Here is a 24323-nt window from a genome sequence, read left to right as displayed (position 1 = left end):
ATCTGCCGGTTTTTATATTTCCTTGAACCAATGCTCAACGAGCACGGGCTTGGTACATCACCTATTGAGCGTGATCGTCTCGCGTCAGATGAACCCAACGATAGGTTGCCCTTGCCCACCTGAACCCCCGGTTCAGGATGACGAACCGGTGGCGTTTGCAGACACCTGATACTTCAAGCAGCTGTTGATCAAAACAGTTGCAAGCTCCACAAGACAGGCCCGCACCATGCGGGCCTTTTCTTTTTTAGCGCCTCAATGATTGCCCAGCCAGGCCACGCTATTGAGAAAGAGTCGAACCAGCTCGGTCTGCCTGCGCACGCCCGTTTTGGAAAAAATAGAGCGCAGATGGGCACGCGCCGTGTTGGGCTTGATGCCAAGCGCTTCTGCAGCCTCTTCCAGCGACATGCCATTACTCAGATGCGTGGCGACGGCGGTTTCTGCGGGGGTCAGATGAAAGAGCTGCTGCGTCAGTTTGGCGGGTGGCTCAGCCTTGCCAGTTGTATCGCGCAAAAAGACCGCCACGCTGGGGCGCTGCTTTCCTTCAGTCCACTCATCCGGTGAAACGCTTTGCACCACCACACCCCAGTTCAGCTGACCCGACTGACGGGTGATAGACATGCCTTCGGTCATGGAAACTCTCGACAACTTCGGGGAAAGCAAAGCATCCCGAATCAAACGCTGGAGCTTGCGATTGTCATTGGCATACACGGCCTCTAGCGAACCGTTATTGACGCGAATGCCATCACCCACATTCAGAATGGAAGTTGCTGCAGGATTGGCTTCAATCATTCGCCCAGTCTGATCAAGGATGACAACCCCCATCATCAACTGAGCCGTGGCACGTCCATAAAGCGAGATGACTTGGCGATCTCTATGCAAGTTCAACTGCATATTCAGCACGCGTTTGAAGTGCGGCACCAGCATGCGCACCAAGTCCAGCTCACCAGCCTCAAAAACCCCGGCCTTCTTTGATCGCGTAATGCGCAGACCATAGGCACAGCCATTGTCAGTCACCACATCAACCGCAAGAATGTGCTCAATATCAATGTCTTTGCACCAGTCGGTGTAGTAACGGCAAGCTTTCCACTCAGACTCCGTCATGACATCTTGCAAGGTGAGCACTTTGTCTTTAGCCACCCCTAGAAATGGGCTCCAGTGTGCGTACGGGTCGTGAGAAATCACATCCACGCGCCCGCCTGAAGCGGAGATCACCCAGCCCACATTGTCACCATGAGGATCGCGAACGATAAGCGAGGCATAGTTGCCGCACGCACTGGAGCGCAACAGCTCAAGAAAGGCTTTCCAGCTCTCTGGCGCTGACGCCGCCTCGTACAGCGCGGCAATCAGATTGCTGATTAATTCAGTCTCAATACCAAGGGCTATACCCCGCGAAGGAGCTACAGCCACGCCAGAACCACCCGGCACGGCAAAGCCTGTGAGCGCCCCTTGGCCAGAAGAAACGCAGTTATAGAAATCGAATGTGACGTAATCGCTCTTGGGCATTTGATATCTCGAAAAATTCGGCCCATCAAGCAAAGCGCAGCTGCTCAACTCTGTGCGCGGTTTTTATTGATTCATAGTGACTCAACCCCGTACGCCAAGAAGTCGGCCCATGGAAATAGAGGAATTGTGCTCACGCCAAGCAAGGCATGCATCGTCAAATCAGACGATAGATAAGTTATCAAAAAAGCGAGTTGATTTGACTACTGCAGGCCTGGCGTCTGAAGACTACACCCATCGTTATCTGGAAGGAAAGAAACGGCGTCAGGACTTTCTTCAGCCACACCTAGGGTCAGTCGCAGCCTGAACTGCTCAGCAGGCACGGCTGGCGAGCACAGATAACCTTGAAAGTAGTCGCCCTGCAATTGCGCAATCGCTTCGCACTGCGCCTGTGTTTCCACGCCCTCTGCCACCAGCTCAACACCCAGCGCCCGGCCCATGCTGATGATGGCGCCGACGATGGCCTTATCCCCCGCATCGTGCGGCAGGCCACGTACAAAGCTCTGGTCAATCTTGATCTTGGAAATGGGCAGTTTCTTCAGATAAGCCAGGCTGGAATAACCTGTACCGAAATCGTCGATAACCAGCCCTACACCCAGTTGCGCAATCTGGTGCACGCGCAATGCCATTTCATGCGCATCTTGCAGCAAGATGCTTTCGGTCAGTTCCAGCTCCAGCCACTGCGCTGGCAAAGCGCTGCTCTCAAGCACTTGGGTCAAGCGATCAACAAAATCTGGCTGTCTGAACTCCAGCGCCGAGACATTGACAGAAACTCTGACTGGCGAGCCCATAGCCAGCCAGTGCGCAGCCTCGCGCACCGATTGCTCTAGCACCCAGGCATCCAATGCCACCACATAGCCGGACTCTTCGGCCAGAGGAATAAAGGCCCCCGGAGAAATCACTCCCAGCTCTGGATCTGTCCAGCGCAGCAATGCCTCAGCGGCAACAATGCGCCCCGAGCGAATATGCACCTGCGGCTGAAAATGCACCGCCATATGGCCCTTGTCCAGGGCTTGACGCATGGCATGCTCCAGCCTCATGCGCGACAACAAGCCAGCACTCATCTGCGGCTGATAAAAACTGAAGTTGCCGCGACCACGTTCTTTGACGCGATACATGGCAATGTCAGCCTGGCGAATCAGCTCATCCAGCGTCAATCCATCTGCAGGAAACTGCGCCGCGCCGATACTGCACTGCACCGTAAAGCCAAGGCCGTCGAGCATGAAGGGCTGGCGCATTTCTTCCAGAATGCGCCCGGCCACTGCCGATGCGCCCTCACCCGTACAGTCGTGCAAATAAAGCACAAACTCATCGCCGCCCTGGCGGCACAGCACATCTGCGGGGCGTAGCAGTCCACTGAGTTTCTGGGCAACTTGCTGAAGAACCCGGTCGCCAAAATCATGACCAAGAGAGTCATTGATGATCTTAAAACGATCCAGATCAAGAAACAGAATGCTGAAAGGCTGCTGGGTAAAGCGCGCTGCCGTAATGGCCGTCTGCACATGGCGGCTCAGACTCAAGCGATTGGGCAAACCCGTCAGCGCATCGTTATAGGCCAGTTGCTCAATCTGCTGTTGAGCACTGCGCTGCATGGTCATGTCGCGCATAAAGCCAATGCTTTGGACCAAACGGCCATAGCCATCACGCAGCGCGACCCATGACAACCAGACCGCACAGCGCTGGCCGTCGCTTTGCTTGAGCCACAGATTACCTTCCCAGAAACTGCCCACATCCCAGCGTGCTGTCGCCAGCTCAAGCAGGTCAGCAACCGGACCACTGTCGGCCTCAAACAAGGTCCAGGCAGCAAGACCTAGAACCGGCTTGTTATGCAGCAAATCCACCCCTGCAGGGTTGACCTGAACAATGGCGCCATGAGAGTCGGCAATAAAAATGCCATCCATACTGGACTCAAACACCCGCGCAGCCAGCCGCAACTCTGTGGCGGAACAAGACTCCACCGTAATATCTCGATAGGAGTAGATGCGGCCGATGGCGACACCGCGGCTGAGCTGAGGCACAGAGCGGCGCTCAAGCACCCGCCCGCCGTAAAGCATGAGCACCTCAGAGGTCTCAGGCGCTGACAAGTCTGAGGTCTCTTGCAGCAAGGTGAACTGACTCTCGCTGCTCACTGTCTGGGCCTGCATATGCTCGAAGATGGCAGTGTCATCTCTTTGCACAAGCAGCGATTCAGGCAATTGCCACAAATCCGCAAAGCGGTGATTGAAGGCGCGAATTCCGCCCCGCAAATCACACACCAGCATGCCATCGGCCGCAGACTCCAGCGTCGCTCGCAGCTCTGCCAGCAGCATGTCGAGCTTACTTTCGTGCTGCAGCTGCTCGCTTCGATCCAGCATCGTGAGCATCAGCAAATGCGATGTCTGATCAACGCTGCGCACGCCCATTTCCACGGCAATCAAAGAGCCATCAGCACGGCAAATTTCGGAGAGAAATTTCGCACCACCCGCCCAGTTCGTCGAATCTTGCCAGAACGCTTTTTGCACCAGCGATGCACACAGCACATCGACATACTGATCCTGTGCCTGCTGAGGCGTATAGCCAGTGAGCGGAACGCTTGCGGCGTTGGCATGCACAACCTTGAGTGTTTGTGCATCCAGCAACCAGACGGACTCCTGCAGACCATCCAGCATGGATGTAAGCAGAGGACCGAAATGCATGCTCTGCTGCGAAATCACGAAGAATCTTTCTCGGCAGGTTTGACTGCTGAACTATCGAAAAAGTAGCACAAGCGCCTTTGCGGCTGCAGGACTTCCAAGGTTTTACGGGGAACTTGATTACGTGTCAGGCCACGACGAATGCCCAGCCCGACATGCACTAGCAGATCAACATGCTGCATTTTTTGCGGGGCAAGCGCGTCATACGTCAACACCTGGGGTTTGAGCGACTGACTGGTGTTCACCGAGGCGACAACACCCAATCGTCCATCGCTAAGTTCCACCAACGAGCCCGGCGGATACACGCCCAGCGTCTGCACAAAAGCCTTGAGCACATTAGGCGCATAGCGCTGGCGGTACTGCCCATAAAGCGCTGCGATGGCTTCATGCGGAGTCATTTCATTGCCCAACTCAGGCAGATTGCACAGACGTTCAAAATTATTGGTCAGTGCCAGTATCTGCCCTGCTATATCCATATCGGCTTCAAGCAAGCCCAAGGGAAAACCTGAGCCATCGGCCCATTCATGGTGCTGCGCAATCGCCGTAGTGACCGATGGCGTATAGCCCATAGTCATCGCCAAAGCGACCGACTCACCCACATGTCGTGCGTATGTGGTGTCTCGCAGGGGGGCGGCAACTGAGCCCTGATTGAGTGCACAGGCTGAGGCCGAAATATTCAACGATGGCTTGCCAATGTCGTGCAGCAGCGCCGCAGTCCCCAAGTCCTGCAAGACCTCATTGCACAAACCCAGAGTCTTGCCCAGCAACAGACTGAGCACGGCGACATTAACGCCATGAATGCCAAAAGTGGCACCGCCCGCGTCGGCCAGCAAATGCAGACTGATGTCGCGCTCCTGCGCCAGCTTGACGACTTGCTGCACCACCAGCGCATCTGCAAGAACTCTCGCAGACTGAGGGCTTGCGGGCAGTTGCGCCTGTACTTCATCAAAAACAGAGACCGCGCCCAGGAACTGGGACTGTACGGCCAAGACTCTGTCGCGCCAGACTTCTGTATCGCTGCGAGACGACTCTGCAGGTACCGGGGAGTTGGCGGGAGAGCCATCGCTTTGTGCAGATTCAGCATCCTGCACATCGCTTTTGGAGAGATCGACCTGCACGGCCTTGAGCTTGAGTCCAGCGAGTGCAGCCAATTGCTCTGCAGTCGTAATCTTGAAACTATTAACGGGAAATGGATGACGCAACCAACCGGTTTCCAATTGAACATACATGCCTATACGCAGTTGTCCTATATCAATAGCGACGAAACGATTCACTTTAAATGCTGAACACAAGATGACACATTATTCCGCAGTTCTGTGACTACAGAAACATCACTAGGGTCTGTTGGGATGCAAATACCGCCCAACAGAGCTGCTTACGTTACTTATCGGCACCAAAGGCTGGGTTTGTAGACCAAATCCATCCACAAGGCCCAACTGGCTACGCCAATCAACATTAAGCCCGCAATTCTGGTGCCCCACTGGGCTCGCAATGCATTGACATGCGAATGCCCAAGTCGCCACAGCCAAGGGCCAGCCAAAAGCCACACTGCCCCGCCAACAGCAAACGCGCTCATAGACATAGCACCCTGCCAGGCACCGCCGCTCAAAGCTGCGACCAGAACGGCCGAATAAAGCAGACCGCAAGGCATTAGCGCCCAAGCAAAGCCTGCAGCAAGACTTCCGCCAGGTCCAGTCACCAGCGGCTGGACTCTGGCCCACACAGAACGTCCCGCCCGCTCTAGCCATACGGGCTGGCGCGCCTGCACCAGCATGGCAAGGCCCCAGGCCATGACGGCCACATGCATCAGCGCCCACAACTGCTGCAGCGCTGTCGCCTGATTCGTCAGCCAAGCCAGGCTTTCCATGGCGACAGCGGCAATGCTGCCCAGCAAGGCGTAGCCCGCAATGCGTCCCAGATGGAACATGCCGGTGCGCAGCCATTGCCACTTTTGCAAACCGTGCACCGAAATGACTTGCTCGGCATTTGCGGCACCAGAAGGGCGAGCACCCGTCACCACGCTGCAAGGTGCAGCACACATAACAAGACAATGGGGCCCACCTACGAGCCCCATGATCAAAGCAGTCCAGACCAGCGAAAACAGCATGCGCTAGATGATGCGTGAAAACCGTGCACGGGTCCTGTCAGCTTGCAAATAGCGGTCAAACAGCATGGCTACTCCGCGCACAAAAAACCAACCCAGCCCCGTGACCTTGAAACCTTCGTCAGACAACTCAATCAGCCCATTGACCTGCATCTCCTTGAGCTCAGCCAGCTCGCTTCCAAAATACTCGCGAAAGTTGATCAACCAGGCCTGCTCCATGGGCTCAAACAGTACCGCCCCCTGGCACATGATGGACATGATGACGGCGCGGCGCACCAGGTCGTCACGCGACAGCGCCAGCCCACGCTGCACAGGCAGCACACCAGCATCAATCGCGTCGTAATACTCTTCCAGCGTCTTGACGTTCTGGCTATAAGTCGCGCCTACCTTGCCGATAGCCGAGACACCCAGTGCAATCAGATCGCAGTCTGGCTGCGTGCTATAGCCCTGAAAGTTGCGATGCAAGCGGCCCTGACGTTTTGCAATAGCCAGTGAATCGGTGGGCAGCGCAAAGTGATCCATGCCCACATAAACATAGCCGCCGCCCATAAAAGCATCAATCGCGCCCGAGAGCATGTTCAGCTTATCCTGCCCCATGGGCAGGTCCGCCGATTCGATGCGGCGCTGCGGCTTGAAGCGCTCTGGCAGGTGGGCGTAGGCATATAGCGCAATGCGATCAGGCCTCAGCTCATTGACCTGAGCCAGCGTGCGCGCAAACGACTCCGGCGTCTGTTTAGGCAGGCCGTAGATCAGGTCTACATTGATGGAGACAAAGCCCAGCCGACGTGCTTCGGCCACCAAGGCAAAGACCTGCTCGGCAGGCTGCTCTCGGTGCACGGCTTTTTGTACGGCAGAGTCAAAGTCCTGCACGCCAAAGCTCATGCGGTTAAAGCCCATATCCTTGAGCACTTTCAGGCGCTCATTGCTGACGGTTCGTGGGTCGACCTCAATCGAGTACTCGCCCACCGCATCGAGCTTGAAATGCTCACGCATCAGCGCCATCAGTTGCTGCAACTCGGCATCGCTGAAGAACGTGGGCGTGCCGCCGCCCAGATGCAGCTGACTCACAACCTGACCCTTGCCGCAATGCGCCGTGTGCATGGTCAGTTCACGCGCCAGGTAGTCCAAGTATTCGGCGGCCTTTTCGTGGTGCTTGGTGACGATTTTGTTGCAGGCGCAGTAATAGCAAAGCGACTCACAAAATGGCACATGCACATAGACAGACAAAGGCAAGGCGCGCGCACCTGTGTGCGCTTTGCGTTGCTCCAGCGCCAGGATGTAGTCTTCTGCGCCGAAAGCCTCAACAAATCGGTCGGCTGTTGGGAACGATGTGTAGCGAGGCCCAGGAATATCAAAGCGGCTCAGCAACTCGGGCGTGACAGCGGTCATAACTACTCGTCAGTGTGCGCCCGCACCTCTCAAAAGTATTTATTAACAAAGGCATCTAGCCCTGAAAACATCACTATAAAGAAGCAGAGGCGCATATTTTTGAATGAATATGAGCAATGTGCCTCAAGCCATTCACCCTGTCCTTGATGAAAATCAAGAGACAGCAAGGCAAGTGCTGCGACAATTTGATCCATCTCATTACCAAACACGAGGTCAATGACCGGCACGACTCTCTTATTGAAGTCTGTCTGTGCCGTTGCTAAAAGCCCATGAATCTTCAGACCATCAAAGCATCCTGCTCCAACTGCAATCTGCGTGAACTGTGCATGCCCATGGGCCTGGACGATGAACAAATGGAGCGCATTGACGAAATTGTGGCCACACGCCGCAAGATCAAGCGTGGCGGGCTGCTGTTTCGCAACGGTGAAGACTTCACCTCGCTGTACGCGATTCGCACAGGCTTCTTCAAGACCAGCGTCGCCACCGAAGACGGTCGCGATCAGGTTACGGGCTTTCAGATGGCGGGCGAAATCATTGGACTGGATGGCATCGTCAACGACCACCACACCTGCGATGCTGTGGCGCTGGAAGATGCCGAAGTCTGCGTCATGCCGTTTGACAAGCTTGAGCAGCTCTCGCGCGAAGTCACGGCCCTGCAAAACCACGTGCATAAGGTCATGAGCCGTGAAATCGTGCGCGAGCATGGCGTGATGCTGCTACTGGGCAGCATGCGCGCTGAAGAGCGTCTGGCCGCTTTTGTGCTGAACCTGGTGCAGCGCCTGGCGGCCCGTGGTTTTTCCAAGTCAGAGCTGGTGCTGCGTATGACGCGCGAAGAAATTGGCAGCTACCTGGGCCTCAAGCTTGAGACCGTGAGCCGCACTTTCTCCAAGTTTGCCGAAGAAGGCATTGTGGAAGTCAAGCAGCGCCACCTGCGCATTCTGGATACCGAGGCGCTCAAGCGCATCGTCAATAGCCAGCAATGCAGAGCTGATTGAGCATTAACTCCAGAAACAAGGCCCGCATCAGCGGGCTTTTTGTTTTTGCAGCGCGCCTTAATCAGGCTGCGGAGAAGAGACAATACCGCCGTTCAAATCACTGGCTGAGCGCCCCAGCGCGACCGTCATCAGGGCGCCGATGATAGAAACCGCCCAGAAGGCAAAAAAGGCCACGGTATAGATGGCGCTGCGCGACCATTCCATTGGTGAGCCTAGCCAGTGCACATCCAGCGGGTCCACAAAGGCAAATACCACCAGCTCCATGATTGCTGCCGCCAGAAAGGCAGGCCAGACAATCCATATCCAGCGTCGAGCTTCCATCGCGAATCTCCTTGGATCGTGGGTTTGATCGTATTTTGCACAAGTGTTGTGACTTCAAACACCACCTCACGGGCATGCACCAAGGCGGAAAACCCTGAATCACTATGATTTCAAGAGCATCTAGCGCCTTCTGCTAATTGATATCAAGATCTTTCATATCTATAAGCCAAGTAGATCAAGCGCTAAACGCTCCTATTTTCAAGGCAGCAACAACAAAGGCCGCAAAGCGGCCTTGAGATGGAAGTCTTGCGACGACTTCAGCGGTCGGTCGGGTGATCCTTGGCAGGCGTTGCCGCATGGTTGCGACCGGTGACGGCCGGGGCCAGACTTTTCTCGTTCTCGGACAGGCGCTGGTTGATCTCCAGACCATGGCGGTAGTAGTCAGGGTCGATCACGGGATCAGGCCTGCTCATTGCAATATAAGCCGTCACCACACCCGCAATCACCACCACTAAGGGGCCGGAAATCACGAGCCAGACATGGGCAAATTTCCACCAGGGTTTGCCATCCTCGGGGTGAATAATCTTGACCGCTTTCGTGGCCTTGGCTTGTGCTGCCGACATGATGAAACCTCTTATTCAGTGATTCTGCAGTGCACGCCAGATCATGGCTGGCACGCACTGCAAATTGTTGCCGATTGGCGATGTCCTTGCGTGATCTCAGAGATGCATTTCTGAGATCACGCACGCTTTAGCGTGGCACCAGGAAGACGGTCTTTTCAGAGACCTTTCCAGACCCAGCCTTCACCGCATCCAGATTGAAGTAAACCGGGTGCGAGCCAGGCGCTGCCGAGCCATACGGAATCTGCAGACGCACCGCAATACCGCGTGTTTCGGCCGGGCCGACAACGACTTCCTGCTCAGACGCCACTTCCAGATGATCCAGCCCGGTTGCGCTGATGCGGTAGCGCTGCTCGGACTCGGTGGCGTTCATGATCTGCAGGCGATAGACGTTCTCCAGCTTGCCGCCGGCCACAATGCGCGACAGCGCCGCACGGTCACGAATCACGTCGACCTTCAGCGGCTCTCGCATGACCAGACTGGCAATCATGGCCGTGCTGAGCACTACCAGCACCGCTGTGTAAATAAGTACACGCGGGCGGAAGATGCGGCGAATCACCTGGGCATGTTTCCACGCACGGGTAATGGCGTTTTGCGTGGTCAGGCGAATCAGCCCGCGCGGGTACTCCATCTTGTCCATGACGGAGTTACAGGCATCAATGCACAAACCGCAGCCAATGCACTCGTACTGCAAGCCTTTGCGGATGTCGATCCCCACAGGGCAGACCTGCACGCACATATTGCAGTCAATGCAGTCGCCCAGACCCAGGGCCTTGGCGTCGTCTTTCTTGGTGCGCGGGGCTCGCGGTTCTCCGCGCTCACCGTCGTAGCTGACAACCATGGTGTCGTTGTCAAACATGGCGCTCTGAAAGCGTGCATAGGGGCACATGTATTTGCAGACCTGCTCGCGCATATAGCCTGCGTTGCCATAGGTCGCAAACGCGTAGAACAGCACCCAGAACATCTGCCAGTTGCCTTGCAGGGCCAGCAGTTGCACGGCCAGCTCGCGGATCGGTACAAAGTAGCCGACAAAGGTGAAACCGGTCCACAGCGCCACCGCAATCCAGAGGAATTGCTTGAGCGACTTCTTCCAGATTTTTTCAAACGTCCAGCCGTTCTTGTCCAGGCGTATGCGCGCGCTGCGCTCGCCTTCGACCTTGCTCTCAATCCAGACAAAGATCTCGGTATAGACCGTCTGCGGGCAGGAGAAGCCGCACCACAGGCGCCCTGCGACTGCCGTAAACAAAAACAGAGCCAGTGCCGAGATGATCAGCAGGCCCGTCAAATAGATAAAGTCCTGCGGATACAGAACCAGTCCAAAGATGTAAAAACGCCGTGCTTCCAGATCGAACAGCAGCATCTGACGCTCGCCCCATTGCAGCCAGGGCATGCCATAGAAGAACAGCTGCGTCAGAATCACCATCGCCCAGCGCCAGCGGGCAAACAAGCCGGAGATGGAGCGCGAGTACACCTTCTTCTCCGACACAAACATCGGCACCTTATCGGTGCCACTTTCAGGCTCTGCGGGTGCAATGGGAATGATCTTGCGATGCTTCCCTTTATCGGATTGCATGGAGCTTCCTTAATACTTCTGAAACTTCTGAAAATTCAAACGGCAAAAAGCGGCGCTCGAAGCGCCGCTTTCAATGGCCATTACTTTTGTACGGCGCCGTCTTTGTGAGACAGACCCCAGACATAAGAAGCCAGCACAGCAATTTGTGCTTCCGTCAATTTTTCCTTCTGGGCAGGCATTTCATTGTGCTTGCCGTTGTTGACGATATTGACGATAGCTGCTTCGCCCCAGCCATGCAGCCAGATGTCATCGCTCAGGTTCGGCGCGCCCAGAGCGGGGTTGCCCTTGCCATCCATGCCGTGGCAAGCCGCGCAGGCCACAAACTTGGATTTACCCAGCGACGCCTTGACAGCATCGTGAGGGCTGCCCGACAGGCTCAGCACATAGTTGGCAACATTGCGCACATCATCGGCCGTACCCACGGCAGCTGCCATGGGAGGCATCATGCCGATGCGGCCGTTGCTGATGGTCTCCTTGATTTTTTCAGGAGAGCCGCCGTGCAGCCAGTCGCCATCCGCCAGATTGGGGAAGCTCTTGCTGCCGCGGGCATCAGAGCCGTGACATTGCGCGCAGTTGTTCATGAACAGACGCTCGCCGATGGCCATGGCTTGGGGGTCCTTGGCCATTTCCTCGGTGGGCATGCTGGTGAACTTGGCGTACATGGGCTCCAGATCTGCTTTGGCCTTGGCCATTTCACGCTCATAGGCGCCGTTCTGGCTCCAGTCCAGCTTGCCATTGAAGGCACCCAGACCGGGGTAGGCAACCAGGTAGCCCAGACCAAAGATCACGGTGATCACAAACAGACCCATCCACCACTTGGGCATGGGGTTGTTGAGTTCGCGCAGGTCTTCGTCCCAGACATGGCCTGTGGTGTTGTCTCCAGCGGAGTCAACCTTCTTGCGCGCCACCAGAATCAGCAGCAGCAAGCAGCCAAAGATGCCGATCAGCGTAATCGCCGCGACATACACCGACCAGAAATTGTTTACGAAATCGCTCATGGAATGTTCTCGTTATGGTGGACCGGCTCAGTCTTCCTGCAGGAAGGGCAACTGAGCTGCTTCGTCAAAACGGGCCTGGTTGCGGTGGGCATATGCCCACCACCAGATGCCGATGAAGCAAGCCATCGATGCCAGCGTGGCAAGGATGCGCATGGTGGTGATATCCATTTCCAGCCCTTCCTCTGTTACTTGACGGCGCGGCCCAGGACCTGCAGATAGGAGATCACAGCCTCCATCTCGGTCTTGTCCTTGACTTCAGCCTGTGCACCTGCGATTTCCGCGTCGGTGTAAGGCACGCCCACCTTGCGCAGAGCGCTCATGCGCTGAGCGACTACGGTGTCGTCAACCTTGCTGGTCTCAAGCCAGGGGTAAGCCGGCATGTTCGACTCAGGCACCACGTCACGGGGGTTGTTCAGGTGAATGCGATGCCATTCGTCGCTGTACTTGCCGCCCACGCGGTGCAGGTCGGGACCGGTACGCTTGGAACCCCACTGGAAGGGGTGGTCGTAGACGAACTCACCCGCCACCGAGTAGTGGCCGTAGCGCATGGTCTCGGCGCGGAAGGGGCGAATCATCTGCGAGTGGCAGTTGTAGCAACCTTCGCGCAGATAGACGTCGCGGCCCATCAGCTGCATGGGGGTGTAGGGCTTGAGGCCCGCCACGGCTTCCGTGGTGGACTTCTGGAAGAACAGAGGAACAATTTCCACCAGACCACCAATGGCCAGCACGAACAGAGTCAGCGCGATCAGCAAAAAGTTGCTGGTCTCGATCTTCTCGTGGGAAAAGCTCTTGGGAGCTGCGTTATTTTGATCAGACATTGCTATTGCTCCTCAATGCTCAGGCGTGGGCCACCAAGGCAGGCACCGCCACCTTCACGGGACGGCCAGCCATGGCGGTCTTAAAGGTGTTCCAGGCCATCACCAGCATGCCGCCCAGATACAGCAGACCACCGGTGACGCGAATCACGTAGAAGGGATAGGTCGCCTTCACGCTTTCCACGAAGGTGTAAGTCAGCGTGCCATCGGGGTTGACTGCGCGCCACATCAGGCCCTGCATCACACCGGCAATCCACATGGCAGCGATGTACAGCACGATGCCGATGGTGGCCATCCAGAAGTGCAGCTCAATCGCGGGCACGGAGTGCATTTTTTCGCGGCCGAACAGACGGGGAATCAGGTAGTAGAGCGAACCCATGGTGATCAGACCCACCCAGCCCAGAGCGCCGGAGTGAACGTGACCCACGGTCCAGTCGGTGTAGTGCGACAGCGCGTTGACGGTCTTGATGGCCATCATTGGGCCTTCGAAAGTGGACATGCCGTAGAACGACAGGGACACGATCAGGAAGCGCAGGATAGGATCGTCGCGCAGTTTGTGCCATGCACCCGACAGCGTCATGATGCCGTTGATCATGCCGCCCCAGCTGGGAGCCAGCAGAATCAGCGAGAACACCATGCCCACGGACTGTGTCCAGTCAGGCAGCGCGGTGTAGTGCAGGTGGTGAGGACCCGCCCACATGTACGTGAAGATCAGCGCCCAGAAGTGCACGATCGACAGGCGATACGAGTACACGGGACGACCGGCCTGCTTGGGGATGAAGTAATACATCATGCCCAGGAAGCCAGCGGTCAGGAAGAAGCCCACGGCGTTGTGCCCGTACCACCACTGAACCATCGCGTCCTGCACACCGGCGTAAGCCGAGTAGCTCTTCATCCAGCCCGCAGGCACGGAGATGTTGTTGACGATGTGCAGCAGGGCCACGGCCAGAATGAAGGCACCGAAGAACCAGTTAGCCACGTAGATGTGCTTGACCTTGCGGATACCGATGGTGCCGAAGAACACGATGGCGTAGGACACCCAGGTCACTGCGATCAGCAGGTCCAGAGGCCATTCCAGCTCAGCATATTCCTTGCCCTGTGTGTAGCCCATGGGCAGGCTGATAGCCGCACCCACGATGACCAGTTGCCAGGCCCAGAACGTGACGCTGGCCAGCTTGGGCATGAACAGCTTGGTCTGGCAGGTGCGTTGCACCACGTAGTAGCTGGTCGCAAACAGCGCCGAGCCACCAAAGGCAAAGATGACGGCATTGGTATGCAGCGGACGCAGACGCCCGTAGCTCAGCCAGGGAATGCCGAAGTTGAGTTCCGGCCAGGCCAGCTGGGACGCGATAAACACGCCCACAGCCATACCAACCACCCCCCACACCACGGCCATGATAGAGAACTGCCTTACGACGGTATCGTCGTAATAGACAGCTTTGTTATTTGTTGCTTCCATCGGGCACCTCTTAGATTTCTTGCAAAGTGTTCATTGGTTTCTCATCTGGCTCGTTGAGCCACATCAATCGTCGCGAAGAATGCGCTCACCTTCTTGTTCCACACTCTCGAACTGACCCCGGTAAACCGCCCACCACAGAGCGGCCACGATGGCTAGCACCAGCACGACCGAAAGCGGTATCAATACATAGAGAATGTCCATCAGCGGCCTCCTTGGGTCAGTGGCATGACGGTGCCCGGCGCAAGATGCGCGGGGTCAGACGCGTGGCTATTTGCAACCTGCAGCGGCAACGCACGTGCAAGACGGGCTGCGTTCGCGACGACCAGCAAAGAGCTCAGCGCCATGCCAAGCCCTGCCAGCCAGGCAGGCATCCAGCCCATCAGGGCCAGAGGAATAGAGATCGCGTTATAGGCTGCTGCCCAACCCAGGTTCTGGCGCACCACGGACAAGGTCCGTCGGGCCAGCAACAGGCTTTGCAGCACTAACTCCAGGCTGTCTCCCAGTACCACGAAGTCTGATCGTGATTGTGCCAGCGGCACTGCTCTACCAAAAGCAAAAGAGACATGCGCTCCAGCTAAAACTGGGCCGTCATTCAGACCATCGCCCACCATCGCAACCTTGTGGCCTGCGGCCTGTTCCGCCTGCATGGCGGCCAGCTTGTCCTGTGGCTTGCAGTCGCCCTTGGCCTGCTCGATACCAAGCTTGGCGGCCACTGCTTTTACAGCTGCAGATCGATCCCCGGAGAGCAGGTGCACACTGACACCCTGCTGCTTGAGCTCTGCAATCACCTGCGCCGCTTCGGGGCGTACATCCTCGCTGAGGTGAAACTCGGCCAGCGCAACCCAGCGCCCTTGCAATTCTTCGGCCAGCATCACGCTCTGGCCCGGCTCTTGAGGTGCCAGCTCCGCTACCTGCACATGCGCAGCAGAGCCCAGGCGCAGATGACGGCGGCGACCTGCAGTGCCCAACACTTCATCACGGGCCTGAACCCAGGCGTCCAGTCCGCTGCCGGCTACTTCCTGCACAGAATCCAGCAACCAGTCGCTGGCAGGCAGCTCAGCCACCACCGCAGCCTGCGCCAGCGCTTTCGATGCCGGGTGCATGGACTGGCGGGCCAGCAAGGCAGCCAGCGTCAGCGCATCATCTGTACTCTGGCCTGCGGCTGGCGTAAAAGCCCGCAGTATCATGCCATCCCGGGTCAGCGTGCCTGTTTTGTCGAACACCAGCGTGTCCACCGCAGCCAGCGCTTCAAGGCCTTGCAGATTACGCACTAGCACGCCGCTGCGCGCCAAGGTGCCAGCAGCTGTCAGCATGGCCACGGGTGTGGCCAGAGACAGCGCGCAAGGGCAAGTCACGATGAGCACGGCCACTGCCACCATCAGTGCCTTGCCGGGGTCGGTAGGCCACCACCAGACGGCAGCAGCCAGCGCAGCCAACAGCACCACAATGAGGAAGGGGCGCGCCACTTTGTCGGCCAGCTGGGCCAGCGTGGGTTTTTGCAGCGAGGCGCTTTCCATCAAATTGACGATTTGCGCAAAGCGGGTGCCCTCTCCCACGCTATCCACGCGCACATCCACCACGCTATCCAAGTTATAGCTACCAGCGGTGATTGCATCGCCCTCAGTGCGCAAAACGGGGGTGGATTCACCGGTCAGCAGCGCTTCATCTGCATGGGTGGTGCCGCGCACAATATGGCCGTCCGCCGGGAAGGCTTCGCCGGTCAGCACACGCACCACATCGCCCACGCGCAGGCGGCGTGTGGCCACGCGCTCAAACTCGTCCGAATCGGCCTGCTGGCGCAGCACCGAATCGGGCAGGCGGTTCATTACCGCTTCCAATGCGCCAGCCGTGCGGTCGCGCAGGCGCAGCTCCAGCCAGCGACCAGTGAGCAGGAAGAAGACGAACATGGTCAGCGAGTCAAAAAAGACTTCCTGACCAAAAGGCCCCGTCGGGTCAAACGTGCCCAGGGTGCTGATGATGAAGGTGATCAGCATGCCAATGGCCACGGGCAAATCCATGCTCACGCGGCGCTGGGTAATGTCTTTGAGCGCGCTCTTGAAAAACGGGCCGCAGCAAAACAGCACCACGGGCAAAGAAATCACCCACGATGCCCAGCGCAGCAGCGTCTCCATTTCCAGCGACAAATCGCCAGGGATGGCCGTGTACGCAGGCCATGCATACATCATCACCTGCATCATGCACAGGCCGGCCACCAGCCAGCGCCACAGCGCGCGGCGTGTTTCGGCTTGGCGCAGCTCACGCGCGAAGGCGTCACGTGCAGGCAGGGCGCGGTAACCGGCGCGCGCAACGGCCTCCATCCACTGGGATGGAAGCACATCGGCGGGACGCCACTCGACACGGGCTCGGCGCGTTGCAGCACTGACTTCGGCAGCCTGAACCCCGGGAACGGCGCGAAGCGCCTCCTCGATGGTTAGCGCGCACGCAGCACAGTGCATGCCCTCCAAAACTACAAAAGAGTCCCACACCGGAGACTCGGTTGTATTTTCGGAGATTGGAGCCTTGGAGCTTTGGCCGGCGGGGCGGCCAAATGAGCTCCATTCTTGCGGGTCGTCCAGCAGATGCGTAAGCGTCTGTGGCGAGTTCAGAAAACCAGTGTCAGCAACAGCTTGCTCCGCCGTGGTGGGCTGGATATTCGGGTGTTGGGACATGTTTCAAGCGTAACGACGTCAGATGATAACGACCTTGACATTAATCAACCGTTAACTGCCCAATCTACTTATGCTTGTATTCAACAAGGCTATCAACCAACAAGGAGAGCACTATGTACAACCGAATCCTGATTGCAACCGACGGCACTGAACTCTCGGACAAGGCCGTGCATGCTGGCCTTGATCTGGCCGCTTTGTGTGGCGCCAGCGTGCTTGCGCTGAAGGTCGTCTCGCACTATCCGCGCAGCTACCTGGAAGGCACCGACCTGCTGGACATCAAGGAAGCCAAGCGCATCGAAGAGCAGTGGACGCAGCAAGCTCAGACACTGCTGGACGGCATCAAAGCCTTTGGCCACGAGCGAAAAGTCACTGTCACCACCCAAATCGCTCACTCCGATCTGGTGGCCGAATCGATTGTGGAAGCTGCCAAAAAGCACGACTGCGATCTGATCGTCATGGCATCGCACGGCCGCAAGGGCCTGCAGCGCCTGCTGCTGGGCAGCGAAACTCAGCATGTGCTGACGCACTCGCATGTGCCCGTTCTGGTGCTGCGTTAAGTACCCCGGGGTTAATGAGGTAACGCTCATAAAACAAAAGCAGCTTGCGTACAAGCTGCTTTATTTTTTGAGCGATTGCTCACTGATTTTGATTAAATACAGGCGCCAGCAGCTCACTTTTCAGGAGTCAAGTCAAAAGACAAGCACCTGCAAAGGATTCAATCCTGAGGCGTAAAGCCAACATTTGACACGCACCCGGGGCAGTGAATCGCCTTTCCCTGCCTGCGCTCACGCCCAAGTCGATCAGGAAAACTCTTTCTGATACTGATCGCGCAGCAGCTTTTTTTGCACCTTGCCCATGGTGTTGCGCGGCAGGCTTTCCACCACATAGCAGCGCTTTGGCACCTTGAAATTGGCGAGCCGGGTTTTGAGAGACTCCAGAATTTTCTGCCCATCCACCTGCGCGCCCTTGCGCGGCACGATGACGGCTACGCCCACCTCGCCAAAGTCCGGGTGCGGCACACCCACCAGCGCGCTTTCATCTACCCCAGCCAGGTCATTGATAAAGGCTTCCACCTCAGCCGGGTAAACGTTGTAGCCGCCCGAGATGATCAAGTCCTTGCTGCGCCCGACGATGCTGAAGTAGCCCCGAGCATCCTGCATGCCCACGTCGCCGGTCTTGAACCAGCCGTCACGAGTGAACTCTTCGGCCGTTTTCTCTGGCATACGCCAGTAGCCTGCAAAGACGTTCGGACCCTGCACTTCAATATTGCCAATCTCGCCCGCCGCCAGCGGCTTGCCGTCATCCCCATGAACCCGCACGCCCACACCGGGAAGCGGAAATCCCACGGTGCCGCCACGGCGCTCGGACTCGTTGCCATAGCGGGCATCGGGCTGGCAGGGGTTGGAGGTCAGCATGATCGTCTCGCTCATACCATAGCGCTCCAGAATGGTGTGACCGGTGCGCGTCTTCCAGGCACGGAAGGTCTCGATCAGCATTGGGGCCGAGCCCGAGATAAACAGACGCATGTGGGCAGCCATGTCGCGGTCCAGCCTTGCATCGGCCAGCATGCGCACATACAGCGTGGGCACCCCCATGAAAACGGTCGCATCCTTGAAGCGAGCCATCACCGCCTCAGGCTCGAACTTAGCAAACCAGATCATGGGGCTGCCATTGAGCAGCGCCCCGTGAATGGCCACAAACAGGCCGTGCACGTGAAAGATGGGCAAGGCATGAATCAGCACATCATCGGCCTGCCAATCCCAGTACACCTTGAGCATCGCCGCATTGCTGAGCAGATTGCCGTGGCTGAGCATGGCACCCTTGCTACGCCCGGTGGTGCCACTGGTGTAGAGAATGGCCGCCAGATCATCCACCTTGCGGGCTACCACCTGATGCTCATCACTGTGGTGCGCAGCGCGGTCCAGCAGCGTGCCCGTACGGTCTGTGCCCAGCGTGTAGACATGGCCCACGCCGCTAGTGAACGCAATCTTGGACACCCAGCCAAAGCAACCAGGCGCGCACACCACCACCGCTGGCTCGGCATTGGTGATGAAGTACTCCATCTCGGCACTTTGATAAGCGGTGTTCAGCGGCAAAAACACATGACCGCTGCGCAGCGTGGCGAGGTAAAGCATCATGGCTTCAACCGATTTTTCCACCTGCACCGCAATGCGGCTGCCTTCTGGCAGATTGAGCGATGCCAGCAAATTGGCCATGCGCGCGCTGCCATGCTCCAGATCGGCCCAGCTGTAATACAGACTCTGGCCGTCTGGCTCAATGGCCTCTACCGCCGTTTTTTGAAGATCCGCAGGAAACGCAGCGCGCAGCGCGCTGTAAAGATTGGCTTGGTGCATGTCGGTCAACGTGATTCAGTCAGACTCAAAAACAGTAAAAGCAAAAACAGTGCAAGTCCATCATAGGACCTGGATTGAGGCACTCCGCCCGGAAGCGAGGGAGTCATCCCCTTCCACCAGGCGAGAAGGGGGACGCCGGGAGTTAAGAATCTATCTTCACCCCCGCCGCCTTGACCACATGTGCCCAACGCTGTATCTCGCTTTGCACCATGCTGGCAAATTGCGACTGGCTCAGCTGCCCATAGTCAGCGCCGTTCTTGGCCCAGGCCGACTTGATATCGTCGGCCGCGCCAATCTTGCGCACCTCTTCCAGCATCTGCTGCTGTACGGCCGCTGGCGTGGCCTTGGGCGCCCACAGGCCGTACCAAGTGGTCACGGTGAAATCAGGCAAACCGCACTCGGTCGCACAAGGCACATCGGGGAAGGCCGGGTTGCGCTGCGCACCCGCCACCATCAGCGCCTTGATACGCCCGCCCTTGATATGCTGGGCCGATGAGCCCAGGCCGTCAAACAGCATATCCACATTACCGGCTATCAAATCTTGTAGCGCCGGCCCTGCGCCCTTGTAAGGAATGTGGGTGATCTGGGTCTTGGTCTGCAGCTTGAACAGCTCACCCGCCAAGTGGTGGGATGAGCCCGGCCCTGCGGACGCATAGTTGTATTTGCCGGGGTTGGCACGCAAATCATTCACCAGCGCCTGCAAAGTGGTGTGCTGCACCTTCTTGGGGTTGACCACCACCACCTGCGGCACGCTGGCCAGTAGTGCCAGCGGAATGAAATCGCGCTCCAGATCGTATTCGAGCTTGGGGTAGACCGAGGGCGCAATCACATGATGGGTGCCGCCCATGAAGAAGTTGTAGCCATCCGCCGCAGCTTTGGCCGCAATGCTGGCACCCAGCGTGCCACCCGCACCACCGCGGTTATCAATCACCAGCGTCTTGCCAGAGATCTTGGCAAATTGGGCCGAAAACGGACGGGCAAAAGTGTCAGTTCCGCCGCCAGCCGGAAACGGCACGATCAGGTTTACCGGTCTGGCGGGCCAGTCAGCGGCGCGAGCAAGCCCTGCCCAGCCCGCAGCACTGGCTGCCGACAGCGCCCCAGCCGTTTGAAGCAGCGAACGGCGCTGCAAACCCAAGCTCTTTGTCGAAAAGTCCTGCATGCTCTGTCTCCTTGGCGTGCCCGGTCGGCAGCAAAGCTGCAGCCGGGCTTGTGGTTAGGCGACGCAGGGCGGCAAAGGCAGGCACAACAAAACGCTATGCACTCATCCCTTGCACAGCGATTCAATCTCCGAGGAAACGGGAATCTTGCCCTGCGCCAGCAGGCTGCGGTGCTTGTCCAGGCGCTTCAGGTCATAGAGATAGTTGACCATCAGTCCCATGGATTGCTTGAGGCCTTTGGTCGACAGATCTGCCGCCCAGTTCAGACGCTCCACGCGTGCACCGTTGCCCAAATGGAAGCGTGCCACGGCATCGAGCGGGCGCCCCTTGGCAGTTTCCCGCCCCAGATAGCGGGCTACGCAAAACATGACGGCCCCACGCACCACCGACTTCTCAGGCAGCGACCCCGGATCATCCAGCGCGCCCAGCAATTGCGCAGCGCTCACTCCGCCAGCGACCTTTTCCAGCGCTGCCTTCTGCTTGTCGTCCAGCTCAGCCAGCACGGCATCGCCATTCTTGGCCAACCAGCTGCGCAGACCCGGAATGGGCGACAGCGTGGCGAATTGCTTGAGCTTTGGAAATTCCTGCGTCAGCGTCTCCACCACATGCTTGATGAGCGAATCGCCAAAGCTCACGCCCTTGAGACCCGTCTGCGTGTTGCTGATGGAATAGAAAATGGCGGTGTTGGCTTTGGAGAGATCAGCGGCAGCCGCCGACTCATCCAGCAGCGGTGCCATGCTGCCCGCCATCTTGTCCAGCAGCGCGACTTCCACAAAGATCAGCGGCACGTTGGGCATGCGCGGGTGGAAAAAGCCGTAGCAGCGACGGTCGCTGTCGAGCCGGTTCTTCAGATCGGCCCAGCTCCGAATATCGTGCACAGCTTCGTACTGAATCAGCTTTTCCAGCAGCGATGCGGGCGAGTCCCAGTTGATACTTTTGAGCTCCAGCAGCGCCACATCGAACCAGCTGGAGAACAAATGCTCCAGCTCCGCATCCAGCGCCACATAACGCTGCTCGGCCTTGGGCAAGGCCAGCAGATCGGCACGCATATTGACGAGAAAGCCCATCCCCCCTTGCGGCTGAGCAAAGCGCTGCAGCAGCCGCGTGCGCGACGAGATCAGCGCGCGGCGCAAAGCCATTTCGGCTTCGCTGCGCTCGACATCGCTGCTGGCCTTGTCATAACGGTCGCGGGCAGCCTGCAAGGCTTTGGCATCAGGGCCGAATTTTTCAATGGCCAGCAGCCAAAAGTCCTTGCGCGCTGGCAGCTCGGCCTTGGCATACCAGTCCATCAGCACCTGGGCGTAACGGCCACCTTCTACATCGCTGAGCGAGGCATCAGCCACCTGCTGCATGTCTTGCAGCAAACGGCGAAGCTCACGCGGAGACAGCGATTCCTGCCCGCGCCGCAAGGTGGCCTCCAGCCGCAGCGCCAGCGGGCGGTGCAGGGCATCTCCCTTATCGCCTTCGGCACCGCGCGCCCACAGTTTGGTTTGCTCAATCCAGTCTGCTGCCCAACCCATATTGCTCTCCTTGTCCTTGCGCTTTGTTGCTCTCATTGACGAAGCAAGTACCGCTGATGCAGTAACGCTTTTCAGCATTATGAGCAGAGTTTTTGAAGGAATCAGCGCCGAAATAAAAAACGCAGACCGAAGTCTGCGTTGGGTGAAAAATGCGCAAGAGCCTGTTCAGGCAACAGTTCGCTGCACATCGTATGCAGGGCGCTTGCCGCACACAGCCCACATGAAAATACCGGCCGCAATCATGGGGATGCACAGCCACTGGCCCATGCTCATGCCCAGCGACAGAATGCCCAGAAAATCATCAGGCTGGCGGAAGTACTCGGCAATAAAGCGGAAGGCGCCATAGCCCACGAGGAAGACGGCGGCTACCTGACCGGGCTTGTGCTCTTTGCGGGCATACAACCAGAGAATGATGAACAGCAGCAGACCTTCCATCAAGAACTGATAAATCTGCGAAGGATGGCGCGGCAGCGTGGAGCCGCTTTGCGGGAACACCATGGCCCAAGGCAAGTCTGCGCTGGCAAAACGGCCCCAGAGTTCACCATTGATGAAATTGCCAATGCGGCCTGCAGCCAGCCCGGTAGGCACGCAGGGTGCTACAAAATCTGCAACTTCAAGCCAGTTGCGCTTGCGCGAGCGCGCAAACCAGATCATGGAGACGATTACACCCAGAAGCCCGCCGTGAAATGCCATGCCGCCTTGCCAGACCGCAAAAATCTCCAGGGGGTGCGAGAGGTAGTAGCCAGGCTTGTAGAACAGGCAGTAGCCAATACGTCCCCCTACCACCACGCCCACCACGCCAAGAAAGAGGATGTCCTCTACATCTCTGCGCGACCAGGCTCTATCACCCGTCATGTATTTGAACGGCGGATGGAGCAGGCGTCTTGTTCCGAGAAACAGGAACAGGCCAAACGCCATCAGATAAGTCAGGCCATACCAGTGCACGGCCAGTGGGCCAACTTGCAAGGCAACGGGATCGATTTGCGGATACATCAGCATGACAGGCATTGTGCCGCAGGCCGGTGACTTTTCGGCGAAACCGCTCAGGCAGATAGCGCGTCAGAAGCAGTTTGAAGCAAAATCAGCCCCTAGGCCTTATTCATTAAGCGCAAGCAGCTATCTTTTTGCGAGTTCAACCCTCTCAAGGGCTGATCATTCAACGCGCCGCAGCAGGCTGCAAGCCCTGCTCTCGAACCGTCTGACGCACGGTAAGACTGGTCTCGTCGATCAGGCTACTGAGTCGCTGCGGCGCACCACCCAAGGCCTGTACACCCATGCTCTGCAGCCGCTCCTGCACCGCAGCATCCTGCAAGGCGGCGTTAGCGGCGCTGTTGAGTTTGTTCACCACGACAGGCGGCGTGCCCGCTGGCGCGACGATGCCAAACCAGGTAATCGCCAGATCATTGAGCGCGGGATAGCCCAGTTCCTTGAAAGTAGGCACCTGCGGCAAGGCCGGCAAGCGTTCTTGGGCGGCCACCGCAAATGGCGTCAGTCGACCCGCAGCCACATGCGGGGCCGATGAGGGGTATTGATCGCTGAGCACATGGGTCTCGCCCGAGAGCGCACTGCTGACGACCGGGCCTTGACCTTTGTAAGGGATGTGGTGCAGCTTGATCTTGAGGTCGGCATTGATGCGTTCGGCAATCAAATGACCAATGGAGCCCACACCGGCCGAGCCAATATTGAGCTGCCCCGGCTTGCTGCGTGCCAGCGCGATGACCTGCCCATAGTGGTGCACACCCAGATTGGGATGCACAGAAAACACCGAGGGGATGGACGCCAGCGCCACCACGGGGACAAGGGCTTTGGCCTGATCAAGCCTTGCAGACTGCGGCAGCATGACCGGATTCACAACCAGCGTGCTGATGGTGCCAAGGCCAATGGTGTAGCCATCCGGCGCGGCATTGGCCACGGCTTCTGCGCCGATCAGGCCACTGGCACCCGAGCGGTTGTCGACCACCACGGGCTGACCGAGACTGGCGTGCATGGTATCTGCAATGACGCGCGCCACGAGATCGGTGGAGCCCCCGGCCGTGAAAGGCACCACCAGCCTGACGGGCCGCTGCGGGTAGCGCGCATCAGCAGCCTGCACCGCGCCAGCACTCATCAGCGCCAGCAAGCCCCAACCGCAGACTTTGCACCCCAGACCAGCGGTCTTCATGATGAAGGAACGACGGGATGGAGCAGGCATGGAGATCACTTTCTGGCGAGACAATAAAAACAGCCGCGCGATTTGC

The 24323-nt window shown here is 57.9% G+C and carries 22 protein-coding genes; 2 read left to right on the top strand and 20 right to left on the bottom strand.

Annotated elements, in window-relative coordinates; genetic code table 11:
* Positions 1-252: 252 nt before the first annotated feature.
* The 6 genes from CLU84_RS07090 to CLU84_RS21800 all read right to left on the bottom strand — a co-directional run bounded on the left by CLU84_RS07090 (position 253) and on the right by CLU84_RS21800 (position 7892).
* Positions 253-1503, bottom strand: a complete 1251-nt coding sequence (locus CLU84_RS07090) for a helix-turn-helix transcriptional regulator (protein WP_099736592.1) — start codon at positions 1501-1503, stop codon at positions 253-255.
* A gap of 200 nt (positions 1504-1703) precedes the next feature.
* The gene (locus CLU84_RS07085) at positions 1704-4175 is read right to left on the bottom strand and encodes an EAL domain-containing protein (protein WP_099737906.1); all 2472 of its coding nucleotides are present in this window, start codon (positions 4173-4175) and stop codon (positions 1704-1706) included.
* Between the two features lie 14 nt (positions 4176-4189).
* Positions 4190-5446 carry an HD-GYP domain-containing protein gene (locus tag CLU84_RS07080; RefSeq protein WP_255409105.1) on the bottom strand — a complete coding sequence of 419 codons (1257 nt, stop codon included), beginning with the start codon at positions 5444-5446 and terminating at the stop codon, positions 4190-4192.
* Between the two features lie 110 nt (positions 5447-5556).
* Complete coding sequence (locus CLU84_RS07075) at positions 5557-6279, bottom strand: sulfite exporter TauE/SafE family protein (RefSeq protein ID WP_099736590.1); 723 nt, start codon at positions 6277-6279, stop codon at positions 5557-5559.
* A 3-nt stretch (positions 6280-6282) separates the two neighbouring features.
* Entirely contained in the window at positions 6283-7665 is a 1383-nt protein-coding gene (hemN, locus tag CLU84_RS07070) for an oxygen-independent coproporphyrinogen III oxidase (protein ID WP_099736589.1), read from the bottom strand.
* Positions 7666-7694: 29 nt separating this feature from the next.
* Positions 7695-7892, bottom strand: coding sequence for a hypothetical protein (locus CLU84_RS21800; protein ID WP_144445414.1), 198 nt, complete (start codon positions 7890-7892; stop codon positions 7695-7697).
* A gap of 42 nt (positions 7893-7934) precedes the next feature.
* Here CLU84_RS21800 and fnr point away from each other — a divergent pair, with 42 nt between their 5' ends.
* The gene (gene fnr / locus CLU84_RS07065; protein ID WP_099736588.1) at positions 7935-8660 is read left to right on the top strand and encodes a fumarate/nitrate reduction transcriptional regulator Fnr; all 726 of its coding nucleotides are present in this window, start codon (positions 7935-7937) and stop codon (positions 8658-8660) included.
* A 57-nt stretch (positions 8661-8717) separates the two neighbouring features.
* On the opposite strand, the gene CLU84_RS07060 is transcribed toward fnr, so the two are convergent.
* The 9 genes from CLU84_RS07060 to CLU84_RS07020 all read right to left on the bottom strand — a co-directional run bounded on the left by CLU84_RS07060 (position 8718) and on the right by CLU84_RS07020 (position 17055).
* A complete protein-coding gene (locus CLU84_RS07060) occupies positions 8718-8981 on the bottom strand; it encodes a hypothetical protein (RefSeq protein WP_099736587.1) in 264 nt (87 codons plus the stop codon).
* 257 nt (positions 8982-9238) lie between these two features.
* Positions 9239-9544 (bottom strand): FixH family protein, encoded by a 306-nt coding sequence (locus CLU84_RS07055; protein ID WP_099736586.1) that lies wholly within the window; start codon positions 9542-9544, stop codon positions 9239-9241.
* Positions 9545-9671: 127 nt separating this feature from the next.
* Positions 9672-11114 (bottom strand): cytochrome c oxidase accessory protein CcoG, encoded by a 1443-nt coding sequence (ccoG, locus tag CLU84_RS07050; protein ID WP_099736585.1) that lies wholly within the window; start codon positions 11112-11114, stop codon positions 9672-9674.
* Positions 11115-11194: 80 nt separating this feature from the next.
* Positions 11195-12112: a cytochrome-c oxidase, cbb3-type subunit III gene (ccoP, locus tag CLU84_RS07045; protein WP_099736584.1), complete on the bottom strand. Its 918-nt coding sequence runs from the start codon at positions 12110-12112 to the stop codon at positions 11195-11197.
* A gap of 27 nt (positions 12113-12139) precedes the next feature.
* Positions 12140-12280 (bottom strand): cbb3-type cytochrome c oxidase subunit 3, encoded by a 141-nt coding sequence (locus CLU84_RS07040; protein ID WP_099736583.1) that lies wholly within the window; start codon positions 12278-12280, stop codon positions 12140-12142.
* A 17-nt stretch (positions 12281-12297) separates the two neighbouring features.
* Positions 12298-12930 carry a cytochrome-c oxidase, cbb3-type subunit II gene (gene ccoO, locus CLU84_RS07035; protein ID WP_099736582.1) on the bottom strand — a complete coding sequence of 211 codons (633 nt, stop codon included), beginning with the start codon at positions 12928-12930 and terminating at the stop codon, positions 12298-12300.
* 19 nt (positions 12931-12949) lie between these two features.
* Positions 12950-14386 carry a cytochrome-c oxidase, cbb3-type subunit I gene (ccoN, locus tag CLU84_RS07030; RefSeq protein WP_099736581.1) on the bottom strand — a complete coding sequence of 479 codons (1437 nt, stop codon included), beginning with the start codon at positions 14384-14386 and terminating at the stop codon, positions 12950-12952.
* A gap of 63 nt (positions 14387-14449) precedes the next feature.
* The gene (ccoS, locus tag CLU84_RS07025; RefSeq protein WP_099736580.1) at positions 14450-14587 is read right to left on the bottom strand and encodes a cbb3-type cytochrome oxidase assembly protein CcoS; all 138 of its coding nucleotides are present in this window, start codon (positions 14585-14587) and stop codon (positions 14450-14452) included.
* Positions 14587-17055, bottom strand: coding sequence for a cation-translocating P-type ATPase (locus tag CLU84_RS07020; RefSeq protein WP_233209947.1), 2469 nt, complete (start codon positions 17053-17055; stop codon positions 14587-14589). The genes ccoS and CLU84_RS07020 overlap by 1 nt, the downstream gene beginning before the upstream one ends.
* Positions 17056-17168: 113 nt before the next feature.
* On the opposite strand from CLU84_RS07020, the gene CLU84_RS07015 reads away from it, so the two are divergent.
* Complete coding sequence (locus tag CLU84_RS07015) at positions 17169-17612, top strand: universal stress protein (RefSeq protein ID WP_099736579.1); 444 nt, start codon at positions 17169-17171, stop codon at positions 17610-17612.
* 243 nt (positions 17613-17855) lie between these two features.
* Here the strand turns inward: CLU84_RS07015 and CLU84_RS07010 are convergent, their stop codons facing one another.
* From CLU84_RS07010 to CLU84_RS06990, 5 genes are all read right to left on the bottom strand, one after another.
* Complete coding sequence (locus CLU84_RS07010; RefSeq protein ID WP_099736578.1) at positions 17856-19409, bottom strand: malonyl-CoA synthase; 1554 nt, start codon at positions 19407-19409, stop codon at positions 17856-17858.
* A gap of 142 nt (positions 19410-19551) precedes the next feature.
* The gene (locus CLU84_RS07005; RefSeq protein ID WP_099736577.1) at positions 19552-20568 is read right to left on the bottom strand and encodes a tripartite tricarboxylate transporter substrate binding protein; all 1017 of its coding nucleotides are present in this window, start codon (positions 20566-20568) and stop codon (positions 19552-19554) included.
* A gap of 102 nt (positions 20569-20670) precedes the next feature.
* Positions 20671-22086 (bottom strand): malonyl-CoA decarboxylase, encoded by a 1416-nt coding sequence (locus CLU84_RS07000; RefSeq protein ID WP_099736576.1) that lies wholly within the window; start codon positions 22084-22086, stop codon positions 20671-20673.
* Between the two features lie 165 nt (positions 22087-22251).
* The gene (gene lgt / locus CLU84_RS06995) at positions 22252-23085 is read right to left on the bottom strand and encodes a prolipoprotein diacylglyceryl transferase (RefSeq protein ID WP_199173701.1); all 834 of its coding nucleotides are present in this window, start codon (positions 23083-23085) and stop codon (positions 22252-22254) included.
* A gap of 157 nt (positions 23086-23242) precedes the next feature.
* A complete protein-coding gene (locus tag CLU84_RS06990; RefSeq protein ID WP_233209946.1) occupies positions 23243-24277 on the bottom strand; it encodes a tripartite tricarboxylate transporter substrate binding protein in 1035 nt (344 codons plus the stop codon).
* Positions 24278-24323 lie beyond the last annotated feature (46 nt).

Source organism: Comamonas sp. 26 (genome assembly GCF_002754475.1).
Taxonomy (GTDB): domain Bacteria; phylum Pseudomonadota; class Gammaproteobacteria; order Burkholderiales; family Burkholderiaceae_C; genus Comamonas.
This window is presented reverse-complemented; position numbering and strand designations above follow the sequence as displayed.

Excerpts from the sequence above, each read along its gene's own strand:
- CLU84_RS07090 (WP_099736592.1), bottom strand. The coding sequence starts at position 1,503 with ATGCCCAAGAGCGATTACGTCACATTCGATTTCTATAACTGCGTTTCT.
- CLU84_RS07085 (WP_099737906.1), bottom strand. The coding sequence starts at position 4,175 with ATGCATTTCGGTCCTCTGCTTACATCCATGCTGGATGGTCTGCAGGAG.
- CLU84_RS07075 (WP_099736590.1), bottom strand. The coding sequence starts at position 6,279 with ATGCTGTTTTCGCTGGTCTGGACTGCTTTGATCATGGGGCTCGTAGGT.
- hemN (WP_099736589.1), bottom strand. The coding sequence starts at position 7,665 with ATGACCGCTGTCACGCCCGAGTTGCTGAGCCGCTTTGATATTCCTGGG.
- fnr (WP_099736588.1), top strand. The coding sequence starts at position 7,935 with ATGAATCTTCAGACCATCAAAGCATCCTGCTCCAACTGCAATCTGCGT.
- CLU84_RS07060 (WP_099736587.1), bottom strand. The coding sequence starts at position 8,981 with ATGGAAGCTCGACGCTGGATATGGATTGTCTGGCCTGCCTTTCTGGCG.
- CLU84_RS07055 (WP_099736586.1), bottom strand. The coding sequence starts at position 9,544 with ATGTCGGCAGCACAAGCCAAGGCCACGAAAGCGGTCAAGATTATTCAC.
- ccoG (WP_099736585.1), bottom strand. The coding sequence starts at position 11,114 with ATGCAATCCGATAAAGGGAAGCATCGCAAGATCATTCCCATTGCACCC.
- ccoP (WP_099736584.1), bottom strand. The coding sequence starts at position 12,112 with ATGAGCGATTTCGTAAACAATTTCTGGTCGGTGTATGTCGCGGCGATT.
- CLU84_RS07040 (WP_099736583.1), bottom strand. The coding sequence starts at position 12,280 with ATGGATATCACCACCATGCGCATCCTTGCCACGCTGGCATCGATGGCT.
- ccoO (WP_099736582.1), bottom strand. The coding sequence starts at position 12,930 with ATGTCTGATCAAAATAACGCAGCTCCCAAGAGCTTTTCCCACGAGAAG.
- ccoN (WP_099736581.1), bottom strand. The coding sequence starts at position 14,386 with ATGGAAGCAACAAATAACAAAGCTGTCTATTACGACGATACCGTCGTA.
- ccoS (WP_099736580.1), bottom strand. The coding sequence starts at position 14,587 with ATGGACATTCTCTATGTATTGATACCGCTTTCGGTCGTGCTGGTGCTA.
- CLU84_RS07020 (WP_233209947.1), bottom strand. The coding sequence starts at position 17,055 with ATGTCCCAACACCCGAATATCCAGCCCACCACGGCGGAGCAAGCTGTT.
- CLU84_RS07015 (WP_099736579.1), top strand. The coding sequence starts at position 17,169 with ATGTACAACCGAATCCTGATTGCAACCGACGGCACTGAACTCTCGGAC.
- CLU84_RS07010 (WP_099736578.1), bottom strand. The coding sequence starts at position 19,409 with ATGCACCAAGCCAATCTTTACAGCGCGCTGCGCGCTGCGTTTCCTGCG.
- CLU84_RS07005 (WP_099736577.1), bottom strand. The coding sequence starts at position 20,568 with ATGCAGGACTTTTCGACAAAGAGCTTGGGTTTGCAGCGCCGTTCGCTG.
- CLU84_RS07000 (WP_099736576.1), bottom strand. The coding sequence starts at position 22,086 with ATGGGTTGGGCAGCAGACTGGATTGAGCAAACCAAACTGTGGGCGCGC.
- lgt (WP_199173701.1), bottom strand. The coding sequence starts at position 23,085 with ATGCTGATGTATCCGCAAATCGATCCCGTTGCCTTGCAAGTTGGCCCA.
- CLU84_RS06990 (WP_233209946.1), bottom strand. The coding sequence starts at position 24,277 with ATGCCTGCTCCATCCCGTCGTTCCTTCATCATGAAGACCGCTGGTCTG.